The sequence below is a fragment of the Stieleria mannarensis genome, from assembly GCF_014154935.1.
GTDB lineage: Bacteria > Planctomycetota > Planctomycetia > Pirellulales > Pirellulaceae > Stieleria > Stieleria mannarensis.
Window position 1 is genome coordinate 1 of sequence record NZ_JACEHH010000228.1, and the last position, 382, is coordinate 382.

The 382-nt window shown below is 50.3% G+C and carries 1 protein-coding gene; it reads left to right on the plus strand.

Going from position 1 to position 382, the window contains the following annotated elements; genetic code table 11:
- On the plus strand, positions 1 to 193 hold a 193-nt coding region (locus tag H1B37_RS33205; RefSeq protein ID WP_182871553.1), incomplete at its 5' end, for a YgjP-like metallopeptidase domain-containing protein.
- Between the last annotated feature and the right edge of the window lie 189 nt (positions 194 to 382).

A 382-nucleotide genomic window follows, 5' to 3' on the forward strand; every position in this document is an offset into this window, starting at 1 on the left:
GCTGAACACCGAACTCGCCAAGAAGCCAAAGTCGTGTCTGGAATACATCGTCGTCCACGAGATGATCCACATCATCGAACCCACCCACAACAAACGATTCCGCAGCCTGATGGACGTGCACCTACCCAATTGGCTGCATCTAAGGCAGGTGCTGAATGACTTGCCCGTACGACACGAAGAGTGGGAATACTGAATCATGATTTTTTGAAAAGCAATAAAACAATCGCGCCCCGGGGCTTAAATCTTTGAGCCTAAACCGCAGAAGGGTTTTTGAGGTCCAATGAATTCTGAGAACGACGATAACGAGGAACTGTTCGCGCCATCAAACCGCACGTTGGTCGAGGACCAAACGTTCCGACAGGACGTGGATGGCAGGGATTTT